18 protein-coding genes and 2 riboswitches are annotated in these 17,494 nt (G+C 38.1%); of the genes, 2 read left to right on the top strand and 16 right to left on the bottom strand.

All coding sequences use genetic code 11. The annotated features are described in order from the left end of the window. Positions 1-245 precede the first annotated feature (245 nt). Together AC2YJL_RS11585 and AC2YJL_RS11580 are read right to left on the bottom strand one after the other, a co-directional pair. Positions 246-869 carry a hypothetical protein gene (locus AC2YJL_RS11585; RefSeq protein ID WP_487374764.1) on the bottom strand — a complete coding sequence of 208 codons (624 nt, stop codon included), beginning with the start codon at positions 867-869 and terminating at the stop codon, positions 246-248. Between the two features lie 186 nt (positions 870-1,055). Further along, entirely contained in the window at positions 1,056-1,844 is a 789-nt protein-coding gene (locus AC2YJL_RS11580; protein WP_195696920.1) for an HAD family hydrolase, read from the bottom strand. Between the two features lie 198 nt (positions 1,845-2,042). Here AC2YJL_RS11580 and AC2YJL_RS11575 point away from each other — a divergent pair, with 198 nt between their 5' ends. Continuing rightward, positions 2,043-2,495: a MarR family winged helix-turn-helix transcriptional regulator gene (locus AC2YJL_RS11575; RefSeq protein WP_114895552.1), complete on the top strand. Its 453-nt coding sequence runs from the start codon at positions 2,043-2,045 to the stop codon at positions 2,493-2,495. 36 nt (positions 2,496-2,531) lie between these two features. Here the strand turns inward: AC2YJL_RS11575 and AC2YJL_RS11570 are convergent, their stop codons facing one another. From AC2YJL_RS11570 to thiT, 9 genes are all read right to left on the bottom strand, one after another. Continuing rightward, positions 2,532-2,966: a hypothetical protein gene (locus AC2YJL_RS11570; protein WP_013083346.1), complete on the bottom strand. Its 435-nt coding sequence runs from the start codon at positions 2,964-2,966 to the stop codon at positions 2,532-2,534. A gap of 141 nt (positions 2,967-3,107) precedes the next feature. Next, complete coding sequence (locus tag AC2YJL_RS11565) at positions 3,108-4,190, bottom strand: tyrosine-type recombinase/integrase (RefSeq protein ID WP_195696918.1); 1,083 nt, start codon at positions 4,188-4,190, stop codon at positions 3,108-3,110. Between the two features lie 414 nt (positions 4,191-4,604). Beyond that, positions 4,605-5,795: a TcaA NTF2-like domain-containing protein gene (locus AC2YJL_RS11560; protein WP_251568198.1), complete on the bottom strand. Its 1,191-nt coding sequence runs from the start codon at positions 5,793-5,795 to the stop codon at positions 4,605-4,607. 47 nt (positions 5,796-5,842) lie between these two features. After that, the gene (locus AC2YJL_RS11555; RefSeq protein WP_251568200.1) at positions 5,843-6,775 is read right to left on the bottom strand and encodes a TcaA NTF2-like domain-containing protein; all 933 of its coding nucleotides are present in this window, start codon (positions 6,773-6,775) and stop codon (positions 5,843-5,845) included. 138 nt (positions 6,776-6,913) lie between these two features. Next, entirely contained in the window at positions 6,914-8,263 is a 1,350-nt protein-coding gene (eat, locus tag AC2YJL_RS11550) for an ethanolamine permease (RefSeq protein ID WP_028408364.1), read from the bottom strand. A 21-nt stretch (positions 8,264-8,284) separates the two neighbouring features. Further along, on the bottom strand, positions 8,285-8,998 hold the full coding sequence (gene eutC, locus AC2YJL_RS11545; protein ID WP_050689742.1) for an ethanolamine ammonia-lyase subunit EutC: 714 nt from the start codon (positions 8,996-8,998) through the stop codon (positions 8,285-8,287). Between the two features lie 14 nt (positions 8,999-9,012). Further along, positions 9,013-10,383 (bottom strand): ethanolamine ammonia-lyase subunit EutB, encoded by a 1,371-nt coding sequence (locus AC2YJL_RS11540; protein ID WP_195696914.1) that lies wholly within the window; start codon positions 10,381-10,383, stop codon positions 9,013-9,015. Between the two features lie 26 nt (positions 10,384-10,409). Beyond that, positions 10,410-11,825 carry an ethanolamine ammonia-lyase reactivating factor EutA gene (locus tag AC2YJL_RS11535; protein ID WP_251568201.1) on the bottom strand — a complete coding sequence of 472 codons (1,416 nt, stop codon included), beginning with the start codon at positions 11,823-11,825 and terminating at the stop codon, positions 10,410-10,412. A 156-nt stretch (positions 11,826-11,981) separates the two neighbouring features. Then, positions 11,982-12,590, bottom strand: coding sequence for an energy-coupled thiamine transporter ThiT (gene thiT, locus AC2YJL_RS11530; RefSeq protein ID WP_050689751.1), 609 nt, complete (start codon positions 12,588-12,590; stop codon positions 11,982-11,984). 32 nt (positions 12,591-12,622) lie between these two features. Beyond that, positions 12,623-12,723, bottom strand: a riboswitch (TPP riboswitch). Positions 12,724-12,897: 174 nt separating this feature from the next. After that, positions 12,898-13,082: riboswitch (Lysine riboswitch) on the top strand. A gap of 102 nt (positions 13,083-13,184) precedes the next feature. Here thiT and AC2YJL_RS11525 point away from each other — a divergent pair. Next, positions 13,185-14,624, top strand: coding sequence for an amino acid permease (locus AC2YJL_RS11525; protein WP_251568202.1), 1,440 nt, complete (start codon positions 13,185-13,187; stop codon positions 14,622-14,624). Between the two features lie 35 nt (positions 14,625-14,659). Here AC2YJL_RS11525 and AC2YJL_RS11520 read toward each other — a convergent pair whose 3' ends face one another. From AC2YJL_RS11520 to AC2YJL_RS11500, 5 genes are all read right to left on the bottom strand, one after another. Further along, positions 14,660-15,028: a hypothetical protein gene (locus tag AC2YJL_RS11520; protein WP_195696912.1), complete on the bottom strand. Its 369-nt coding sequence runs from the start codon at positions 15,026-15,028 to the stop codon at positions 14,660-14,662. Positions 15,029-15,131: 103 nt separating this feature from the next. Continuing rightward, positions 15,132-15,623 (bottom strand): GNAT family N-acetyltransferase, encoded by a 492-nt coding sequence (locus tag AC2YJL_RS11515; RefSeq protein ID WP_050689738.1) that lies wholly within the window; start codon positions 15,621-15,623, stop codon positions 15,132-15,134. A 90-nt stretch (positions 15,624-15,713) separates the two neighbouring features. Beyond that, positions 15,714-16,301: a cysteine hydrolase family protein gene (locus AC2YJL_RS11510; RefSeq protein ID WP_034276016.1), complete on the bottom strand. Its 588-nt coding sequence runs from the start codon at positions 16,299-16,301 to the stop codon at positions 15,714-15,716. A gap of 21 nt (positions 16,302-16,322) precedes the next feature. Continuing rightward, positions 16,323-16,631, bottom strand: a complete 309-nt coding sequence (locus AC2YJL_RS11505) for a cupin domain-containing protein (RefSeq protein WP_028408355.1) — start codon at positions 16,629-16,631, stop codon at positions 16,323-16,325. Further along, the gene (locus AC2YJL_RS11500) at positions 16,606-17,373 is read right to left on the bottom strand and encodes a YqcI/YcgG family protein (protein ID WP_195696910.1); all 768 of its coding nucleotides are present in this window, start codon (positions 17,371-17,373) and stop codon (positions 16,606-16,608) included. The genes AC2YJL_RS11505 and AC2YJL_RS11500 overlap by 26 nt, the downstream gene beginning before the upstream one ends. Positions 17,374-17,494: the final 121 nt, after the last annotated feature.

Raw genomic sequence — 17,494 nt, 5'->3', positions numbered from 1 at the left:
CTATCTTTTGTTACCAGCAGTTACAATGATACACGTTCTTTTTGAACTTGACTACACTAACGCGTTTCATGTCTATTCTCTTTTTCTTTTTATGTCTATCGTTTGCTCCGCTTCCCTTGTATATTCCTTCTTTTGATTCAGGAGTTGTAGTATCGTTTGCTCTTTCTATGAGAAACAAGATGGTTTTTACAAAAAAACGCCTTCTTTTTTTATAAAACAAAAGACAGGCATTTTTTTGTATGTAATTAATAATCTTGTTTGGCTTCTTCAAACTTAAACACATCCGCTCGTTCTGATTGCTGTGTAATTAATAGGTTATACGTACGGTTGGCCTTTTTTGGAATTTTAAATGCAACATCGAGGTTAAGTGGTTCATCGTCAGATAGTGACGGTGATGAAAAAGCTGTCCACAGGGTGTGCGGGGTTTCTGTCGATAAATTTCCTCCATCAGACGGTTCGTAGGTTTGATAAGTTGCTGTGTCTTGTAATGTAAGCGTCGTGTCGTTTAATACTACAGTCGAATGTTCATTAGGTGTTCGCTGAAACTGAACGGATACGACAATGTAATGGGTGTTTACTTGTTTAGCTCCTTTAACAGGATAAAATTGCGCATCCGTTGTGGACACATAATATTGACCGTGTTTTGATCGTTCTCCAAATGCTAATCGATCATCGGTTTCATCTTCTTGAGCTACCCGACTTACAGGAGCCATCGTTTCATCGGCTGCTGAAATGGTGTCTGCTCCAGGGGCATGTTTAGGTTGAGTGTTTTTATAAGTGACGTGCGTATCGCCTTGTTTGTCTTCACAAGCGGCGAGACTTGTGAACAAAGCAGCCCCTATAAGGCTTCTGGTAACTATTTTCTTCATGTTATTCCTCCAATGACTAGTCTATATACTATGCTACATGGTATTTATCTAGGAATAAAGGATAATATTGGTGCAATGTGAATGAAGTCAGTGAGATTTGGAACGGATATAGAACCTTCAAAGACTGCTGTGCTTATTTTTACAACAAAAAAGAGACGATTTACGCCTCTTTTTTGTTTGTTCATATTATGAATTTAGTTCATCTAAAATTGAATGCAGTTCACTTAAATGGGTAATTTCATAAGTAGGAATGACTTCATTTCGCTCTTTATCGTGACGATTAATCCATACAGATTTCATTCCAACACGAGAAGAACCCAGTATATCTGTCATTAAATTATCTCCAACCATAATCGCTTCATCTTTCTTTAAATCCATAAGTGATAAAGCATGGTCGAAAATAGATGGATCAGGCTTACCTCGGCCAAATGCACCTGAAATCACAATCTCATCAAAATATGGAACTAGTTCTGATGTAATATCTAATTTGGTATTTTGTAAGTCAGGTGAACCGTTTGTTAACAGCAGCAGCTTGTACTTTCCTTTTAATTTATCAAGCACTTCAAACGTTTCCTCGTATACAAACGGTGTTTTGCGGCGCTCTAACGGAAAACGCTCAGCTAGCTCTGCTCCAAAAGCATCGTCGTGAATTCCTAGGGTACGAAGACCTCGAGTCCAAGCTTCTTTGCGATAAGCAGGAACAATATCTTTCATTTTGCGGAATTCATCATGATCGTCTAAAAAATTTCCCCATAATCCTTCAAATGGATTAATGCCAATCATTTGCGTAAACTCATAGGTTTCATACGAAGCATATAATTCTCTTGCTTCCTTACGCACCGCTTCTTCTAGTTCTTCAGGTTTTAAATTATATTTCTCACTTGCATATGTACAGGTTGCAACGAATGCTTCTTTTACGCTTTTTTGGTCCCAAAGTAGCGTGTCGTCTAAGTCGAAAAATACCGCTTTAATCATGGATGTGTGTACCCCCTACTGTTTTTGAAAAAGTTTAACTATTCTTACACTAGATTACAAGGATACACACAATAAGTCTAGTGTATTTGCGATTTATTCTGTAAATTTATTTTTATCAAGCGTCCTCTTTACAAACAAATTTACAGAAATAAAAACAGCTGATATAATCACAGCATGTATGTATGCAGGAGGTTTTATATGGAATCGTTAGAAGAAATGTTCGGCATTCCCACCGTTCGTACAAGTAAGCGCTTAAGTAGAGTAGTTGCCGCACGCTTGCGTCCTTTTGGGATTACACCAGAACAGTGGACCGTTTTAAAACGCGTATCAGAAGCTGAATATAGTACGCAGAAACAATTAGCTGAACGAGCGGATAAAGATCAAGCGACGCTGACTAAAATTTTAGATTTACTAGAAAAGCAAAATTGGATTCAGCGTATCAGAAATCCAGAAGATCGCCGCTCGTTTTTTATTCAAATAACAGAAGACGGCCTGCGTTTAAAAGCAGAAGTAACGCCTGCTGTGGAGCAGGTATTTTTCGAATTAACGTCCGAATTAAACGAGCAGCAGGTGAAAATTTATACCGAAACTTTACAAAAACTTGAATACCGCGCCGAACAATTGCTTCAAGACACAGAAGACCTGCGTTAAATGCCCAAAACCCCACAGCTAACATTCTGCGGGGTTTTACACGTAGTTGGCGATGCATAGCACTTCTTTGATTTTTGAAATCACTTGTTTGGTTTCATCTGTTAAAGAGGTGAATTTAAACGCGATGGATTCTGCATTTGGATTAATGAAGGGTTCTTTGTTCGTGTCTTTGCGGTAGTCTTCAATTTGTTCTAAACAATATTTTAAAATAAACGACAAGTTCGCACGTCGAAATCTCAAACTGACGGTAGAAGGCCATCTTTTTTGAAACTGATTGCTTCCCTCATACTGAATCGCTCCGATGTAGCGTTCTCCGGATAAAAAAGATTCTTTGCTTCTATATAGCTGAACGGTTTGGGCTGTTCCGCTCCAGTCAATATAAATACCTGCTGTTTCACAAACTTCGTATATGTAATGAAAAAGCTCCGTTACTTCTCCGAAATGGTAGTGAAGCGGATGTTTAGCCGTCATAGGTAGCTCCCTCCTTTATCGACTTTCTACCATTATATTGTAGGAAAAGTAACTTATTCATTTATACAACTTATTTCATACGCATAAGCAGTAAAAATGAAAATATATGTTTTTTAGTTTACATAAAAATATTATAAGTAATTAGCGATAACCCGATTTTCGAAACGCGTCGTATACCGTATCTTCTTGAAGTTTTTCAAGATAAATGTTCGTTGTAGCAATAGAAGAATGCCCTACTACTTGTTTCACAACCGCAAGCGGAACGTCATTAGCTAAACTATTTGTAATAAAGGTATGACGAAACCAATGAGGAGAAATAGATTCGTTTCCTTTTACTTTATAAACAGCTGATTTAATCGTTCGATACAACGTTGTATAGGACAGTCGCTTCTTTTCCCCGGTACGATAGTACTCTTTAATGGAATAAAAAAGGGGTTCGGTGTCAAAAGGACTTAGTTCAGTGCTTTCATTTAACATTTGCCGGTAAGCGAAAAGCGTTTCTTTCACATCATCAAACACGGGAATCGTTCGTTCTTTTTTTCCTTTACCAATCACATCTACAACCAGATTTCCTCGGCGGTCTTCGCGGAAGCTTCCCCAATTTAAACTCAGCAGTTCACTTGAACGCATTCCGCTCATATACAAAAGCATTCCCATTAAGCGATTGCGCACTTTAAATTCCTTTTCATGCTGACGAATGCGCACGACTGATTCTAACGCATTTACAATCACCTGGGCTTCGCGGTCGGTTAGCTCTCGGTACTCGGTGCGGTTTTGTTTTTCCTTGTCGCTGTAATGTCCCTTAGCAATAGATGGTTTTTCAATCCACGTCGTATACAGCGAAGGATAAAAATGAGTAGCGTGTCCAAACTCTAGCATTCTTCTAAAAAATTCTAGCTTTCTTGCAGCGGTGCGATTGGCATATTGATTCATCATTTCTTCATTAAATAATTTGACTTCCATAAATCCAATCGATTTTAATGTAATCTCTCGTTCGTAGAAAAAAGACAGAATCGTTTTCATGTCTTGATTGTAAGATCTGATTGTATGAGGAGAAAGTGATTTTTTGATAATACGCATTGAAAAAAAGAGCTGAATAAATTCTTCATCTGAAACGTGCTTTAAATTCAAGTTGTTATCTTCATCTAACAGTTCTGCTTCTTCCCACTGCTCTTTTAGCTGGCGAAACGAATTTTTAACAGGCGACAATTCAAATTCTTCCACTTTATCCCTCCTAATGATTAAAAATAAATACATGTCTTTTAAATGATTCAAAATGGAGTATAACGAACTTTTATTAATCCACAACAAATACCATTAAAAATTTTTAAAAACCTTTCAAAACTCAATTTAAAAAGCCGGTTTTTTAAAGATTTTAATAAAAAAATCCATTATATGTAAAATAAATTCTGTTTTCTGCTTATTTATCTACTTTATCATACGAACGCTTGATAAGGAAGAGTTATCTTGCGTTAGTATGATAAAGTGTTTTTTAAAAAAAAGCTTCTTTCTAAGGATATGCTTTTTACGCTTTCAAAAGTAAAGTATGCTTTTTTATGCTGGAACGCTAAAATTTATCTTCGTAAGAAGTCCGCAAATTGTGTATACACAAAAACATCACGCAGAGCGTGATGTTTGCTAAAGTGATTCAATTTTAGTCAGGTGGAGCTGTTTGTTATTATAAGAAACGGTATAGGTTCGGTAATACTCTTTTTCTTGACTTTGTCCGTTCGTTGTAATAGAAATAACTTCTTTTGTTCGGATTGCATAGACCGATTCACTTTCTTCTTCACTTGAGAGTTCAACATCTAATACCGAATAATCAACGAGTTCTTCTCGAATATCTCTTTCATACAGCATCTTCACAAGCTGCTTTTGATCATTCCATAAAACACTGTCCTGTTCGATATAAGGCTGTACGTATTCAAATTTATTTGTGTTAATGGACTTTGTTAAATCTCTTAAGTAATGTTCAATAAAAATATCCGCTGTTTCTTGATCAACTTTTTGGATGTTTTTTAAATTAAAATCTTTTTCTTCCTTCTCTTCTTTTTCTTTTTCATCTTCTTTAAAATTGTCGATTCGCTGAGAGCTGTTTTTGCTGATGGCATACTTTGTGTTGTTCTCTTTGAAAACCAAGATTTCTTCCTTTTCCCCTTTTTCATTTGTACGGGTCGTTTTACCTTGGTATGAAATATCACTAGAAGGATTAATTGACTTTACGTATTCGATATATTCATCGGCCGTAATGTTGAGGTATTTTTGATGATAGGTGACTTCATCCCATTCGTTTAACTTCCAGTGCTTATTAACGTATTTAAAATTCATGTAAATGGTCAGTCCGCCGCTTCCTTCTTTACTAATTGGCTCAATAGCCGAGACTGAAAATTGCCCAGCATGATTGTTAATAAGTTCAAATCGAATCAGATGAGTTACATCAGGAAAAAAGCTCATATTGCATTCTTTGCAGTAATAATTAGTAGAAATACTTTTTAGCTTTGTTGCAATTAAAGATGAAGTTGCATATGGCGTTAACGCTTTTTTTAGCGTTTCATAATCAGCAGGGTTAGATTCATTTTCCCATTCGTACTCTTCGCCTAATTCTTTATAAGTACTTGAAATTTTGTTCATCGTCTCAACCGCAGTTTTTTCTGCTTTTTTTTCTGATACAAGGTCAGGCTTGATAGATGACTTAGCTTGATCTTTTGGGATCACTTCATCTGAGGAAGGTTCGGTTGGTTTGGATAACTTAACTGTTTCTTTTTCTTCACAGGCTGTTAAAACCATTAGCAGCAGTAGAACGAATGCAATCGTCCATTTTTTATGCATAAGGTGTCCTCCTCAATGCCGAATTTAGTCTGTTTTTAAAATGATCTTTAATTCTCAAACGTATCGAGCACGTAATCACCGCTTGGAATTCCCCACTTTGCCTTTTTATTTTGATCTGTTTTAGCAAGTAATGAAATGGAATTTTCTTTGAGCGTAATGACAATTGTTCCTTTATTTCCTTGTCCATCATTTTCATATTCAATGGCGGCTTGGTTATTTTCAAAGCGAATATTTTTTTGTTCAACGGTTGACACGCGGATTTTGCTAGGTGGCTGGTACGAATTTATTTTAATCGTTGCTTCCGAGTTTGATGTAGCAAGAAATTGAATGATAGGAGATCCGTTATCATTGCCAGTGGTCCATTTTCCATCGTAGTCGTGTAAATCTGTTGTTTGTGTAGTGGGAGTTTCAGTGCTTGCATTTGGTTTAGATGAAAAGTCAAATGGTTCTACACTCGATAACTTTAACGTATCGTTTTGATAAACGGCTGTATAAAGGCGGTCACAAATTTTAGTATAAGGATCTTTACCCGGCTGTTTTAATAAGCTTTCTTCGTGGGTTTGTATTTTGAACACATGGTTAGGTTCTTCATACCAATTAACAATATGAAACGTTTGCTTCTTCTGCTCGATGCCTTGGCGTGTGAAATTTTCAACAAGAAGGTTTTGCTCTTTATAAAAAGAACTGCCCGCTTTCAAAAAAACTTTTAAATCATCAAAAGAGTTTTGATCCACTGCTTTTCCAAACGCTGAAAAGTAATCAGTCATCCAGGCTGTAATAAATTTCCCGCTCATTGCTTCTTTATTTAAATCAATCGATTGAATGCTTTCTACCTGTGTTTTTGGTTCGTTTAGTACTTTTTTTGCATCTTTTTCTACTATCATTGTATTTCCGTCTTTTAATGTTTCTTCTTGCTGACAGGCTGATAACAGAATAGATGAAACAACCGTGATAATGATTGTATTACGTTTGTTCATCATAATTGCCCCTTCTTTATCTAATAAATGTATGTATATTCTTCCAACAAACAGACCTAGTATATCATTCTACAAAAAAACGCTCAACCCTTTAATTTCACAAGAAAAACGACTTGCCTTTACAGCGAGCCGTTTTTCCTCCTATTTAATGGATGCTTCTTGATATGAATTGGCTGCTTCTTTTTTGAGCTGTCTAGAGCCATAAAAGACATAGTAAATAATTGAAAGAAGGAAAATTCCAAGAATCACATAAATTAAAGGTAGAGAAACGCCAAACAGCATTAAATTTGTTGTAAGAACACTGTATTTTATGATGCTGTACAAGCACAGAATCCCTAATACTAAGGCAATGCTTGGCACGACCGGGTAGTTTACTTTAAAAGGACGGGACAGGTTAGGTTCTTTTTTGCGTAAAATAAAAAGAGAAACTAAACTGATGCAGTACATCATCATTGCTCCGAACACGGATAAGATAATAAGTGCATTGGCAAACGTTGCAGATCCTGCACAAATCACGCCGATTGCTCCCGGAATCAACAAACCGCCGACAGGAACTCCTTTTTTATTCGTTTTAGCGAGAAATTTAGGAAAGTAACCATCTCGTGCAAGCGCATAGGTTTGTCTTGAAAATCCCATGATGATTCCATTTAAGCTAGCAATCAAGCCAAATAGCCCGATAATAGCAACAACGGTTGAAATGCCGTTTCCGTATACAGAAGACAGCGCCTGTGGAAGTGGATAATCGGCTAGCTTCCCGCTTCCTCCGCCAAGTCCTGCTGTTACAAATAGTGTAAACAACGTTGCGGTTGCTAGAGTAATAATCGCTCCAATAAATCCTTTAGGAATGTTTTTCTTAGGATTTTCCACTTCTTCCGCTGCCATTGCTCCTCCTTCTATTGCCAGATAAAACCAAACAGCGAACGGAATCGCTGCTAGTACCCCTGTTGGCCCATTAATAAATGAATGATCATTAAAAATATTCGATGTTTGTACATGAGGCAAACCAGCTACATAAAAAATAGATAAACCAATTAGTGCAACAATGGTAGCTGTAAGCTCAATCACTGCTACTTCTTTTACCCCGATTAAATTTAATAAAACAAAGAAGATAAAAGCTCCTACCGTTGCGTATACAGGGTTAACGGCTGGAATAAGGAAGTGTAGGTATGCTCCTGTTGAGACCGCAATAGCAGGAGGAGCAAAAATAAATTCAAGCAAGCAGGCAATTCCTGCGATATATCCCCCAAAAGGTCCAAGTGCTCTTCTTGCATAAGCTGAAGGTCCACCTGCTTGCGGGATAGATGTTGAAAGCTCTGCATAACTGAACATAAACGTGGTGTAAAACACAGTTACAATTAAGGTTGCAATTGCAAGTCCGATAATCCCGCCTTGTTCAAACCCGTAATTCCACCCAAAGTATTGTCCTGAAATAACCATACCAACTGAAATAGCCCATAAATGAATAGGTTTTAATTGTTTTTGTAACGCCATACGTTCTCCTCCTTTTGATGTTTAGACAATAAGATGTACACCGCTTGTTTGCTGCTTAATCATTTTGTCAATCATAGTACCGATATGTGCGGCTGCCTCAATAGGAGGCGTCCCTCTTTTATGAATATTAGAAATGACCATACGATCAGACTCTTTTTTGCCTTTGCTAGGTTCATAGCACATGTAAGCACTCATTGATTCAGCACTGACCAGTCCAGGTCGCTCCCCAATCAATAGCACAAGTGCTTTTGGCTTTATGATCTCGCCTATTTCATCCATACACGCAACTCTTCCCCCTTTTACAAAAAATGAAGTCCCGATATGAAGTCCATATGACTGCAGGGAGTCAATTAAAGCTGGATAGACGTCACTTATATTTTCTTCAATTGCCTTGGCGCTCAGCCCATCCGAGACTACTACTTGTATATCAGGCCGGTGCACGCAGTTTTTAAAAATTTCTTTCTTAGCGTTATCTGCTAATAACCTTCCTTGATCCGGCCGTTTTAAATAATGTTCTTTTGACTTCACGCGTGTATTCACAGAGAAAAGGTTAAACTCGGCTAAAATATCTTCTGAAACTACTCCATATACAGAGTCGACGGCTGCAGCATGATCCGTGCGAAAAGATAAAACGTCTTTTGTTAGCGGCCTTGTTCCTGTACGTCCGACACCTATGCGGGCAGGGGTAAATTGTTTAAGTGTTTCTAGTGGATCTCGATTTGACTTTGGTATCATAGTAAGCACCTTCCTTAAATCAAATTCATAAAAATAGTTGGATCTCCAGCTCTTGATGTAAAGCGCCCGTTGTCCACAATACGCTGTTCTTCAAGCCACTTTTGAAATAACGGCGTTGGGGTGCGGCCTAACACATTACGCACCGTTGCGATGTCATGATAACTAAGAGACTGATAGTTTAGCATGCAGTCATCAGCCATGGGCACTCCTATGACAAAGTTCACTCCAGCTGTTCCCAGAAGCATACTTAAATTATCCATATCATTTTGATCAGCATCCATGTGGTTGGTGTAACATACGTCTACTCCCATAGGCAGGCCGTGCATCTTGCCCATAAAATGATCTTCTAACCCAGCTCGTAGAACTTGTTTGCTGTTATATAAATATTCAGGTCCAATAAATCCAACAACCGTATTAACTAAGAAAGGCTTATAGTGACGAGCTAAGCCGTAGCATCTAGCTTCGAGCGTTACTTGATCAATATTATAGTGAGCTTCTGATGACAGTTCAGAACCTTGTCCTGTTTCAAAATACCAGCGGTTCGGACCTTTTGCCGTCCCTTTTTCATGAATTAACGCTGTCGCTTCATCAAGCATAGACAGTGAAATTCCAAATGAATCATTACCGGCTTCTGTGCCTGCCAAACTTTGAAAAATCAAGTCAGCAGATGCTCCTTTTTCAATTGCTCTCATCTGACTCGTCACATGTGACAACACACAGTTTTGAGTCGGGATTGCCCATTCATTGATTATATTTTTTGTTTCATTCAAAAGCGCGTAGATATTATCCGTTGTGTCAATAACAGGGTTAATTCCGATAACCGCATCTCCAATTCCATAGCTTAACGCTTCGTATAGAGATGCTCTCATTCCCTTTAAGTTATCTGAAGGATGATTAGGCTGGGCTCGAGAAGCCAATACTCCTTTTTGGCCGATAGTCGTTTGACAAGTAGTTTGCACTTCTATCTTGTCAGCTCCTTGAATTAAATCTAAATTGGACATAATTTTAGTAGCCGCCGCAATCATTTCGCTGCTTAATCCTTTGCTAAGTGCAAGAAGGTCTTCTCCGCTATGCTGATCGGATAAAATGTATTCTCTTAAATCCCCTACTGTCCAATTTTTAATAATGTCGTAAACAGATGAATCAATCTGACTTTCGATTAATGCCGAGACGTTGTCTTCATCTGCGCTGAGCAGCGGGTAGTTTCTGATATCAGCAAGTGTGATATCAGCTAGAACTTGCTTTGCTGCCATTCGTTCTTTCATTGACTCAGCGCTAACTCCTGCGAGTTGATCTCCAGAACGCTCTTCGTTTGCTTTGGCCATGATTTCTTTTAAGCTATAAAATGAAAATGTTTCTCCTAACAATCGTGTAGTTTTAAACATCGTTTCCTCCTTCTATATTTAGTAGATTATGATGAAAAAGCGAGCGTTTTAACGGAAACGGAGATCGCTTCTCCAGCTACTGGTAACCCTAGATCAATGTAATCTCCGTGTGTAAAATCAATTTGATCTAAACAAATAATTTCTAACTCTTTCCTCTGTTTAGCTAATGCTTGTCCTAAAGCTTTTGCAATATCTTGCTCGCATAGAACAACGAGGCACTTAGCTCCTTTAAAACAAGCAATAAATTCAGCGCTTATTACTTTTGCTAATTCTTGAAGCATCTTATAGCTGCAGTAAGGAAAATGAGATAAAGCAATAGCAGCGGGGGGATCTTCTGCGCTGAAAATAGTTGAAGCCTGCATACATGCCGCTCGAGCTCTTTCTTGAAACATCAGCGGATTCCATTTCTCTTCTTGCTGAACAGGTATCTCTACAATCGGGATATTTTTTAACGGCAGCCGCTTCGACCCAATGTATACAGTTGATCCGCTAACTTCTGTATTTTGCATACCAGCCCCAATTACAGTAGCGCGCGTTGTCTCAGCGGCTTGAGAAACTTGGATGGATTGAAAATGATATGCTAGAAGCGGACCAACGTCTCCATGTATGGCCACTTCTTTCACTGTTTTTGGCTTTTGCTTCTCCATCATTGCTCCTACTCCTCCTGAAACCATGATCATTTCGGGGATAGAAAATCTTGTATGAGGAGAAACGAGAAGCGAGGAATTTTGATTCAGCGCATTTACATAATTCACGGTTTCTTCAGCTAGTAATTGACAGATAGACGAGAGCTTTTCAAATGTTGCTTTTTCACCTTCTCGCAGTGTTAAAGAATTATTTTCCAAAAATTCAGTTAAATGAGACGAAACGTAGGTGACAAAACCGTCTGAATTCAGACGAATTAATCTTCCCCCCACATGCAGTGTAAACGTTTCTATAACTTTTCCATTTTGACATAAAGCGATGTTAGCAGTTCCTCCTCCTACATCAATATTGGCAATTACTGCATTTGTTTCAGCAGAATGTTCGATTGCTCCTGATCCTTTTGCTGCTAATATTCCTTCCAGGTCAGCGCCAGCTGTTGCAACAACAAAATCCCCAGCATGTTCGGCTAGATAGTGAACGATACTTTCTGCATTTTGCTTTCTGGCCGTTTCTCCTGTGATGATAACAGCACCTGCTTCCACTTGATCTAAGGAGATTCCTGCATTCTTATACTCTTGTTCTAGTAGTACCGTTAATCTTTGAACATCGATTTCAACATCGTTTAGCATAGGGGTGGTATAGATAGAACTTGCATAGGTTACGCGACGATCAATAATTTGACAGCCTGGCAGCGTAAACTGATTTTGTTGATTTGCTATTAACAGCTTGCTTACAATCAGTTTCGTTGTGCTTGTTCCAATATCTAAACCTATGCTCGTGATCCATTTCTGTAGCATGCTATCAATCCTTTATCTCGTTTGAATATGGTGATTATCATAAAACAGTTTTTTGAATATTTCACTAACTATGTTATCAAACCTGACACACTTTTGTGTAAACAAAGGTGACAAATGACAAAAAAGACTAAATCTTGGTAGATTTAGTCTTTTTGCTTATGATGAGTGTGATTTAGTTATAATCATTCTTGATGCCGATGGAATTAATAGTGAAAGAATGATTAAGCAGGCTATTAGTGATCCTACCATTGAAATCCCGTTCATTGAAAAAGAATACCATAGAGCGGACATGCCCTTTGGCGCATATGATCCCCAGAAAATAATACCCGCAATAAAGTGCCAGAAATACCGTGCGAAGCTGCCGATAATAAGGGATAAAACAATCAAAACAAAAGCTTTTGATCTGTTATTGTTAGCTAAATTTGTTTTAATAGATTGCGAAAAAATACCTCCAAAACCTATAAAAGCAAAAGCCACAATATATTCAATAAACGTTTGCAGCGCTGTTAAAATATAAGCCGTTCCTGTTGCCAACTGTAAAAGCCCCCATAATAGACCAGATAGAGCCCCGCCTTTTACTCCCCAGCGAAAGCACATAATAAAAATGGGCACCATGGAGAACGAAATACTCACAGCCGTTGCAATCTTAATGGAAGGCAAAAGATCAAGTAGAAGTGCTAATGCTGCAAAAATAGCTATTTCAATTTTAGCCTGTAAAGGTAATGCTTTATTCACGTTTCTCACTCCTGTTTTTGAATCATTCATATCAAACGGTTTACACAGGAGTAAGCAAATATATGCTACTATTCCCACATTCCTACGCTAGCGTTAACTAACAGGTTCGAAGGGTCTGAACAATTTGTTCACTCTCAGCACGGCGGCTCCCCCTGTGGTACGTTCGGATATTTATGTAGTATTATGACAACATTCATTATATCATATGTAACAAAATAGATTCGAGAGATTTCAAAGATGTTTCTATTTTCTGAATCTATTTTTTATAATGACAATCGTTTTAGTATTTGGTATACTTCTTTTATGTCAAATGAATATAAAAAACCCTCATCCTAATCGATGAGGTAGAGGTCGCAGTTTTTAATAGTAAAGCAACGGAAATGCAGAGAACATTGAGGATGTTGCTTGAAAGGAAAAATTGCCGAAGTTTAGATCACTTCTCGGTTGATTTAAGCTGGGGCTGTCTCCGAACAGGAACAGAACTGTCACATCATGCGAGTGATGTGAAGAGCTATCTTCACGGAAGGTTGACGCGGTTTTCAGATTTAAAAGCGCGCACATATACTGCGGGCTTTTTTTATGTTATCCCGTCTCTTTCCGTACATTCGAAAGGAGTATTTATCTATGCAAGAGCAGCAAGAATTAAAACGTGGGTTGAAATCTCGCCACTTAACGATGATTTCATTAGGAGGAGCCATCGGAACCGGCTTATTCCTAGCAAGTGGTGGAGCAATTCACACAGCAGGACCTGGGGGAGCGCTTTTAGCTTACGCTATCATTGGTGTCATGGTTTACTTTTTGATGACCAGCCTAGCGGAGCTCGCAGCTTATATGCCTGAAGCCGGTTCGTTTAGTACGTATGCGTCTCGGTTTGTAGATCCATCCTTTGGTTTCGCTCTCGGCTGGAACTATTGGTATAACTGGGCTATTACGATTGCAGCTGAATTATCTGCTGGAGCCCTTATTATGAAATTTTGGTTCCCAAACTCTTCTTCTATTTTATGGAGTGCCCTGTTTTTATTAATTATGTTTGGGCTTAACTACCTTTCTGTAAAAGGATTTGGTGAATCTGAATTTTGGTTTTCGTTAATTAAAGTAGTAACGGTTATCATCTTTTTAGTTATTGGTATTATGATGATTTTTGGTATCTTTAACAATGCAGCACCAGGTTTTAAAAACTTCACGCTTGGTGATGGACCCATTCACGGTGGATTCTTTACTGTCTTAGGTATTTTTATGGCTGCTGGTTTTTCATTCCAAGGAACAGAGTTGCTTGGAGTCGCAGCTGGAGAAAGTGAAGATCCGGAAAAAACGGTTCCTCGTGCAGTTAAACAAGTCTTCTGGCGCATCTTGTTATTTTATATTTTAGCTATTTTTGTTATCGGGATGCTTATTCCATACACAGCGGATTCATTAGCAAGTGATGATGTGCGGGTAAGTCCATTTACTTTAATATTCGAACGAGCAGGTCTGGCGTTTGCAGCATCAGCTATCAATGCCGTTATTTTAACAGCCGTTTTATCTGCTGGTAACTCAGGTATGTATGCTTCTACGCGTATGCTGTGGAACTTAGCGAAAGATGGAAAAGCACCGAGGTTCTTAGCAAAAGTAAATAAACGAGGCGTTCCGGTTAATGCTTTAATCGCAACGGCACTTGTCGGTACACTTGCATTTGGTGCTTCATTTTTTGGAGACGGTGCGGTATACACGTGGTTACTTAACGCTTCTGGTATGTCTGGTTTTATTGCTTGGTTAGGAATTGCCATCAGCCACTATCGTTTTAGAAGAGCATTTGTTGCCCAAGGTCATGATTTGAGTGAACTTCCATATCATGCAAAACTTTTCCCGTTTGGTCCTATCTTTGCCTTTATTTTATGTGCTGTTGTCATTTTAGGTCAAAACTATTCGGCGTTTACGGGTGATTCGATTGACTGGTACGGTGTACTTGTTTCTTATATCGGACTTCCTTTATTCTTAATTGTTTGGTTAGGATACAAATGGACGAAAAAGTCAAAACTTATTCCGTTAAAAGAATGCCAAGTAACAGTAAAAAAATACGAATAAAAAAAGCTCTCTATTCTTTTGAATAGAGAGCTTTTTTATGTGACCTGATCAGCAAAATGAAGAGATATATAGGCGGGCTGATTTTTCATAACAAGCATATAACCTTTGAGGGGGCGATTACAGTAATCAGCAGCTTCTATATAATAAATATGCTGAATTAACCTGCTTAAATGGGTTACAAAAGATAGAAGTTGATGAGTAGGAATGCTTTGGATGTAGTCTATGATTTCTTGTTTAGTTTGAAGGCCCGAATGAGTACATTCTAACAGATGAAAAAGCGGATCTGCTGCTATAGTAGATAGTTCAGAGTTGTGTTTGATTCTATTCAGCTGGATATGCAGTTCTTTTTTGGACCATTTTTTTGGAATAGCTCTTAGATGCTGATATTGAACATGTGTATTCATGATAGCTAACACCTTTCGTATTAAAATAATAAAACGACTTATTATTTTAATAACCTTTACACATGAAACTAAAACGTTGCAATGTGTAAAGGTGTCATACATCTTATAAAATAAGCTGATAAAAAAGAACATCTTGCCACTGATCGAATTTCCAGCCTACTTCTTTAAATTCTCCGCAAAATGTAAAATTAAATTGCTCATGCATTTTGATACTGATATCATTCCCTTTTGTAATCCCTGAAATGACAACGTGATGGTTGAGTTCTTTAGCTAATTCCAAAATTCGCTTCATAAGCTTTTTTCCAATGCCATGCCCCTGCTGGTTTTTATCAATATAAATCGATAGCTCTACCGTTTGAATGTACGCCTCTTTATCTCGATAAGAAGAAAGCGAAGCATAGCCCGCTACTACCCCATCTTTTTCTGCGACAATAAGCGGAAAAAGTTCATTGCTAATATGATTATTAAACCAGCTCCTTCTTTGCTCTACCGTTACAGGCGTTAAGTCAAAAGTAGCAGCACTTGTTTGAACAGACTGGTTATAAATTTCAACAAGCATAGGTAAATCTTCTTCTTTAGCATAACGAATGATCATATGTACAAACTCCTTATAGTATAGAATTATCTTTATTTTACTTCTTTTAATAAACATAATCTACATAAAAAACCGATGTGCGCATGCACATCAGTTGTGATTTTGAGCATATTGAAAGGTTTGAAGAACTTGAAGTGTCTCTTTTGTAGAAACGACCGTCGCAAACTCCTCATGCAAAGAAGACAGTGCGAATGTATGTACATCTTCTGCAGGAAGCCTTGTTTTTCCATCGTAGGACATACAATCAAAGCAAGCTGTTGCATCGTTTACAACGTACGTCCTGTACCCTAGATTTCCAGCCATGCGGGCAGTCGTAGAGACGCAGTGATTAGTAGTTAGTCCTATTAAGATAAGCGTATCATAGCCATTTGCTTTTAAATAACTGTCTAGCTCTGTTCCAATGAAGCAGCTGTTCACGTGTTTGCGAATTAAGTATTCGTCTTCTTGTGGACCAAACCCTTCTTTGAACTGAAACCCCTTTGAACTTGGGTGTAAAGGAGAATCTGGATTTTCTGATGCATGCTGTACGTGAATGACAGGATAATCTTGGCGCCTCCATGCTTGCAGTAGTGTCAGCATATGTTTTTCTGCATCTAGATTGTTTCTTTCCCCCCACTGTGGTGAATAAAATCCTTCTTGTACATCAATAAGCAGCAGCACTGGCCGGGAACGTAGCATAAGCATCATCTTCTTTCATCTTTATTTTAAAATGGAAATAACGTATGTGCACCCATCAGATCCGGCTTTTGACGAATGAACCGTTTGTTTCGGTAAATGTATCCGATCTCCTGCCTGACATAGAACCGTATCATGTTCAACTGTAAAGTAAATAGATCCTTCAAGTATATGAAGAATTTCATCAGTTGGATGGGTATGAGATGGGTGCGTTTGAAAAGCAATATCGTGCTGTACTTCAACGTATCCAGTATACGCCGGAAGCAGTTCTTTAATTACTTCTTCAAACTTTCCGCCAACTCCTTTTTTAATAGAGGCTTTTTTTACGTCCATGCTGCTCACTCCTTTTTAATTTAAACGGACACTGTCCGGTAGTATAGTTGTTATCATCGCGCAAAAAATATTGCTTCCACTCTCGGTTTTCCTGCTGTCCATACCATCCTAATTCAGGATGAGCTGATACGTCATCATATGTTTCCAACCGATCACGGACGACCTTTTGTACGTGCTTCCCTATTTTTGAATCTCCTGTCATTCCTTCAAACACCCATCGAGGCTGAAATGTAATCATAAATCCTCTGCTCTTACGGCTTTTACGTAAAGAATGAGCAGGCGTATTACAGACGACAAAAGTAGGTTCTCCGTGAAAGCAAAATTCCCACAATGGATCTTTTGGATCTTTTGGAATGTCTTGCGGCCATTTCTTTTGATCAATTTGATGAAGAAACGTCAGCGTATCCCAAAACATCGTTTCGTACTCTTCCATTGAACGTTCTTTATGTTCAGGCTTAAAGAATAACACAAAGGATGTATAGCGACCTATGGTTTTAAAAGTATCTATGTATTCTCTAAGTGCCGACGCTGCATTCCTAATATCTTGGTAGTTATAAGGAGTAGTCACAAATGAAAACCGCAGTAAATCTTTTTTAAAGCCTTCTACCCCTAATATACAAGGAAATGGATTTTCTTCTGATAATATATCGCTTTGGAAATATTGAAAAGCATCTTTTCCCCAAAACGGGACATGCGTTGACTCTAAAACCTCATTGGCTCGAAAAAGTATTTTTGATGCCATTAAAACCCTCCTTATGGAACTCAACGTTACATGTGTATTAAAGAAAAGAAAGTTTATGAGCATTTTTAACTAAATGTCGCTTCTAAATTTTAAAACTCTAATCTATATATATATAAGCTAC

The sequence above is a fragment of the Priestia sp. SRI_019 genome (assembly GCF_057586255.1).
Note: the sequence above shows the minus strand (reverse complement) of the source record. Positions and strands in the feature narration are given on the sequence as shown.

What these genes read in the sequence shown, in the direction of transcription:
- AC2YJL_RS11560 (WP_251568198.1), bottom strand. Translation starts at nt 5,795, where the DNA reads ATGCATAAAAAATGGACGATTGCATTCGTTCTACTGCTGCTAATGGTT.
- eutC (WP_050689742.1), bottom strand. Translation starts at nt 8,998, where the DNA reads ATGATACCAAAGTCAAATCGAGATCCACTAGAAACACTTAAACAATTT.
- AC2YJL_RS11575 (WP_114895552.1), top strand. Translation starts at nt 2,043, where the DNA reads ATGGAATCGTTAGAAGAAATGTTCGGCATTCCCACCGTTCGTACAAGT.
- AC2YJL_RS11540 (WP_195696914.1), bottom strand. Translation starts at nt 10,383, where the DNA reads ATGTTTAAAACTACACGATTGTTAGGAGAAACATTTTCATTTTATAGC.
- AC2YJL_RS11520 (WP_195696912.1), bottom strand. Translation starts at nt 15,028, where the DNA reads ATGAATACACATGTTCAATATCAGCATCTAAGAGCTATTCCAAAAAAA.
- thiT (WP_050689751.1), bottom strand. Translation starts at nt 12,590, where the DNA reads ATGAATGATTCAAAAACAGGAGTGAGAAACGTGAATAAAGCATTACCT.
- AC2YJL_RS11585 (WP_487374764.1), bottom strand. Translation starts at nt 869, where the DNA reads ATGAAGAAAATAGTTACCAGAAGCCTTATAGGGGCTGCTTTGTTCACA.
- AC2YJL_RS11580 (WP_195696920.1), bottom strand. Translation starts at nt 1,844, where the DNA reads ATGATTAAAGCGGTATTTTTCGACTTAGACGACACGCTACTTTGGGAC.
- AC2YJL_RS11535 (WP_251568201.1), bottom strand. Translation starts at nt 11,825, where the DNA reads ATGCTACAGAAATGGATCACGAGCATAGGTTTAGATATTGGAACAAGC.
- AC2YJL_RS11525 (WP_251568202.1), top strand. Translation starts at nt 13,185, where the DNA reads ATGCAAGAGCAGCAAGAATTAAAACGTGGGTTGAAATCTCGCCACTTA.
- AC2YJL_RS11510 (WP_034276016.1), bottom strand. Translation starts at nt 16,301, where the DNA reads ATGCTACGTTCCCGGCCAGTGCTGCTGCTTATTGATGTACAAGAAGGA.
- AC2YJL_RS11555 (WP_251568200.1), bottom strand. Translation starts at nt 6,775, where the DNA reads ATGATGAACAAACGTAATACAATCATTATCACGGTTGTTTCATCTATT.
- AC2YJL_RS11570 (WP_013083346.1), bottom strand. Translation starts at nt 2,966, where the DNA reads ATGACGGCTAAACATCCGCTTCACTACCATTTCGGAGAAGTAACGGAG.
- AC2YJL_RS11505 (WP_028408355.1), bottom strand. Translation starts at nt 16,631, where the DNA reads ATGGACGTAAAAAAAGCCTCTATTAAAAAAGGAGTTGGCGGAAAGTTT.
- AC2YJL_RS11515 (WP_050689738.1), bottom strand. Translation starts at nt 15,623, where the DNA reads ATGATCATTCGTTATGCTAAAGAAGAAGATTTACCTATGCTTGTTGAA.
- AC2YJL_RS11500 (WP_195696910.1), bottom strand. Translation starts at nt 17,373, where the DNA reads ATGGCATCAAAAATACTTTTTCGAGCCAATGAGGTTTTAGAGTCAACG.
- eat (WP_028408364.1), bottom strand. Translation starts at nt 8,263, where the DNA reads ATGGCGTTACAAAAACAATTAAAACCTATTCATTTATGGGCTATTTCA.